The organism is Microcystis sp. M53598_WE2, from assembly GCF_030067735.1.
GTDB lineage: Bacteria > Cyanobacteriota > Cyanobacteriia > Cyanobacteriales > Microcystaceae > Microcystis > Microcystis aeruginosa.
Map to the genome: position 1 here is coordinate 1 of NZ_JASJFE010000760.1, position 4,007 is coordinate 4,007.

The 4,007-nt window shown below is 43.8% G+C and carries 3 protein-coding genes; all 3 read left to right on the forward strand.

Translation table 11 applies throughout. The features are described from left to right. Positions 1-624 precede the first annotated feature (624 nt). Positions 625-2,973, forward strand: coding sequence for an HD family phosphohydrolase (locus PX636_RS15525; protein ID WP_288117745.1), 2,349 nt, complete (start codon positions 625-627; stop codon positions 2,971-2,973). Then, positions 2,970-3,437 carry a DUF29 domain-containing protein gene (locus PX636_RS15530; RefSeq protein WP_288117746.1) on the forward strand — a complete coding sequence of 156 codons (468 nt, stop codon included), beginning with the start codon at positions 2,970-2,972 and terminating at the stop codon, positions 3,435-3,437. Before PX636_RS15525 ends, PX636_RS15530 begins: the two co-directional genes overlap by 4 nt. Before the next feature lie 38 nt (positions 3,438-3,475). Next, positions 3,476-4,007, forward strand: a 532-nt coding sequence (locus tag PX636_RS15535; protein ID WP_288117747.1) for a Uma2 family endonuclease, incomplete at its 3' end; no start/stop codon positions are given.

The following is a 4,007-nucleotide window of genomic DNA, read 5'->3' on the forward strand; positions in this document are numbered from 1 at the left end:
CACCTTAATTCCTTCTTTCAAAACTATACCTATCAATCGTTTACCCTTTTTTTAAGTTTCTTCTCTTTTTGTTAAGAAAGATCCGACTAATGGATAGCTTGATAAGGGGGGTGTCTGATAGTTTTTAACGCCTACCTACTTAATCTCTCTATGAAAATCACTTATCAAAAAGTTAACTTAAAAGCTCCCAAAACGGAGACAGCTTATTGGCGTAGTCAATCGTACCAAACGAGACTATCGGCCTTAGAAGAAATTCGTCAAGAATATCATCAATATAAATATAATGCTGAACCAAGACTTCAAAGAGTTTATACAATAGCGAACGCAAAGGGAGACCCTTGCAACGCATTTCTAGAGGTTCTACCTCTTGCTTAACCCATCAGGAAACGGAGAGAGACCCTCCCTTGTGTCGTTCCAAACCCTTGCCTTTTGCCTCTCTCTTCCCCGACCAGCGACCGACTCCTAACCCCACCAACAAACTTTTTCAGCAGCCCCTAGATACCTTTCGAGAAAAAATTTTTTTGCACAGGGAGTCCTTAAAATAGAAGAGGGAACACAAAACCAAATTGCTGGTATTTTTCCTCTGGGCATGGTGGCGCAGTTTATAGAATTTAGCTGGAATTTATGAATCATTTTCTGCATTCTTTCACTGTTTTTCCTGATTCTGCCCGAAAATCTCGCTCTTACTCCCTGGGTAAACTGCGACGACCCTTAATCTTCCTGTTTACCGTCGGTTGTCTGACTAGCGTGGTCGGTTATCGTTTCTATAATCAGCCGAAATTGGCCGTCGGGACTATTTCCCCCGTCACGATTATCGCCCCCGAAGATGCCCGTTTTCAAGACCAAGAAACCACCGCCCTCAAACGCCAAAAAATTCGGGCTGGACTGCTTCCCCGGCTGAAAAGAGACCCCCAAACCACCGCCCAGATCGAGCGATCGCTGCGAGAAACATTAGGGCAATTAAGTCAAATTAGCCCAATTCTGCGAAAAAATTCCATTTTAATGGGCAGGAATATTTCTAACGCCACAATGGAAATGCTGCTCACCTTTTCTGCCGCTCAATGGTCAACTCTACAGAGCCGCCTCAACTATGAAGAATCTTTTACGAAACTCTTGACAAAAGAGCAGGAATATGCTATATACGAAATCCAAGCCTATCGTCAGCGCGTGGCCAAGGGGAACTTTGAGCAATTTATCGATCGATTAGGGCAATTACGGCAAATAAAGGAGCAAACCAGCCAAAATTATCGGCATTCCAGCTTAAATAAACTCAAATACGCCGATCTGATCACAGCAGCCCAAATGGGCGATCGAGAGTGGCAAAACCTAGAAAAAGCCGTCCTGCAAGCGGGTCGCCGGATTTTGGTGCAAGGCATTCCCCCGGGGATTTCCACCAGTCACCTACAGGATACCATCGCCGTGCAGATTAGCAGCGATCGCCTAACCAGTCGCCAGCAGTCTTTAGCCGAAAATATCCTTCTGGCAGCCCTAGAGGGACAAACGAACCTGATAGAAGATCGGGAGGCAACCAAAGAACAAGCCGCTAAAGCGGTGGAAGCGGTAGATATGGTCATGTCTAGCGCTCAAACCGGTCAAATTATCGTTAAAGCAGGCGAAAAAATTACTCAAGCTCAGTTTGTTCTCATCGATGGCTTTGGTTTGAGCGAACGGGGCATTAACTGGATGGGTTTAGGGTCAACGGCAATCCTTGTCACCAGCGCGATCGGGACTTTTTGCCTCGTTGCCCAACGTCTCCATCGGCCTCTGCGTCACCGGGATTTTATTCTCTTGGGTTTACTAAGTTTTACCACACCGATCCTAGCGATCGCCAATATTCCCTTTACCAATCTGGCCGCCGTGGGTTTATTAGTCAGCAGTTTCTACGGCCCGACTCTGGCCGTCACCCAAGTCCTCTTAACTGCCGGTCTTTCCCTATTCAGCATCCAAGGTATCAGCGCCGATTTAATCGCGGGGACGATAGGGGGACTATTAGCGGCTATGATAGCGGGAAAATTGCGTTCTAGGGATGAATTATCGCTGCTAGGGATGGGAATCGGAGTCAGTCAAGGGGGTGTTTATCTGCTCACTTACCTAATCGTTAGCGCCACGGCCAGCACGATCATCTATACTCTACTACCCACGGCCCTCGTCTATGGTCTATCGGGGATAGCTTGGACGGTAATCGCCCTAGGATTATCCCCCTATTTGGAACGCTGTTTCGATGTGGTCACTCCCATTCGTCTGGTGGAGTTGTCCAATCCTAATTGTAGTTTGCTCAAACGTTTGGCCACGGAAGCACCGGGTACTTTTCAACATACCCTTTTTGTCGCCTGTTTAGCTGAAGCGGCCGCCCGAAAACTGCACTGTAATGTGGAATTAATTCGCACGGGAACTCTCTATCACGATATCGGGAAAATGCACGATCCTCTCGGTTTTATTGAAAATCAAATGGGTGGCCCGAATAAACACGATGAAATTAACGATCCCTACGTCAGCGCCGAGATTATTAAAAAGCACGTTAGTGAAGGGTTAGTCATGGCCCGCAGACACGGTTTACCGCGAGTGATCCGCGATTTTATTCCCGAACACCAAGGCAATCTCTTAATTTCCTATTTTTATCAGCAAGCTTTGCAAAAATCCGCCCAAAATGGTCAAGAATTCGTCGATGAGGCGGCCTTTCGCTACGATGGTCCGATTCCCCAATCGCGAGAAACGGCGATCGTTATGTTAGCCGATAGTAGTGAGGCCGCTTTGCGATCGCTGAAGGAGGCCTCCCCAGAACAAGCCATGGATATGATTAAAAAGATTTTTCAGGCCCGATGGCGCGATCAACAATTAGTAGATAGTGGTATTCGTCAGGAGGAATTACCAATTATTGCCGAGGTTTTTGTGCAAGTTTGGCAACAATTCCACCATCAACGCATTGCCTACCCGAAAGCAGTTTTAGAAGTCTCCTCAGCCAAAAAAATATGAAAAAAGATACTTGGCTAAATCAGTTACAATTTCTCTACGAACAAGATGAACATCTCTGGTTGACTGAAACAATTAAACTTCTCAAGGCAAATCGTCTAGCTGAGTTGGATATTCAACATTTAATCGAGGAGTTGGAGGCTTTGAGCAAACGGGATAAAAATCGAGTTGAGAGTTTTTTAAGACAGATAATTATTCATCTTTTATTGTGGCAATATTGGTCAGAAGAATTTGAATTAAATCATCGGCATTGGCAAGGAGAAATAGCTACTTTTAGAGTTCAGCTAAATGGATACTTAAGTACAAATCTAGAAAAATATCTCCTAGATAACCAAGAAAAAATCTATCAAGATGCCGTTTTTATTGTTGGTCAAAAAACTGAAATATCTCCTCACAATTTTCCTCTAAATTGTCCCTATTCCCTTGAACAAATGCTTGATAGGCATTGGTTGCCAGAGCGAAATTAGTTAAATCCCACAGCTAAAAATCAAGGATAATTACCAAAATGCTACTAATTACTCTCAACGAAAATACTTTATCTTTATCTCCGGGCAGTCAAGTTATTTTTCCCCATCAGACTTGGGAAGATTACGAAAGATTACTGAGTTTACGTCTCCAAAAAACCTATCCCAAACTCTATTTTAATCGCAAAACGCAAGAAATTCGGCTTATGTCTCCCTTACCAAGTCATGGCAAACGTATCAATCTTTTAAGTGATTTAGTAAAAATTATCCTTCGTCGTCAAGGTAAAGACTGGGAATGTTTTGATCCGATTACCTTGAAAATGCCGGGAGAAGCGGGATTAGAACCAGATACTTGTTTTTATATTGATAATAGACAGGCAATTTTAGGCAAAGAGAGAATTGATTTAACTGTTGATCCTCCTCCCGATTTAGCTATAGAAGTGGATTTTACTTCTCTGACTGATGTAGAGGCCTATCAATTGCTAAAAATCCCCGAATTGTGGGTTTATCGTCGGGAAGAATTAAAAATATATCTGTTCAGAGAAGACGGTTATCAAGAAAGCGAAAATAGTC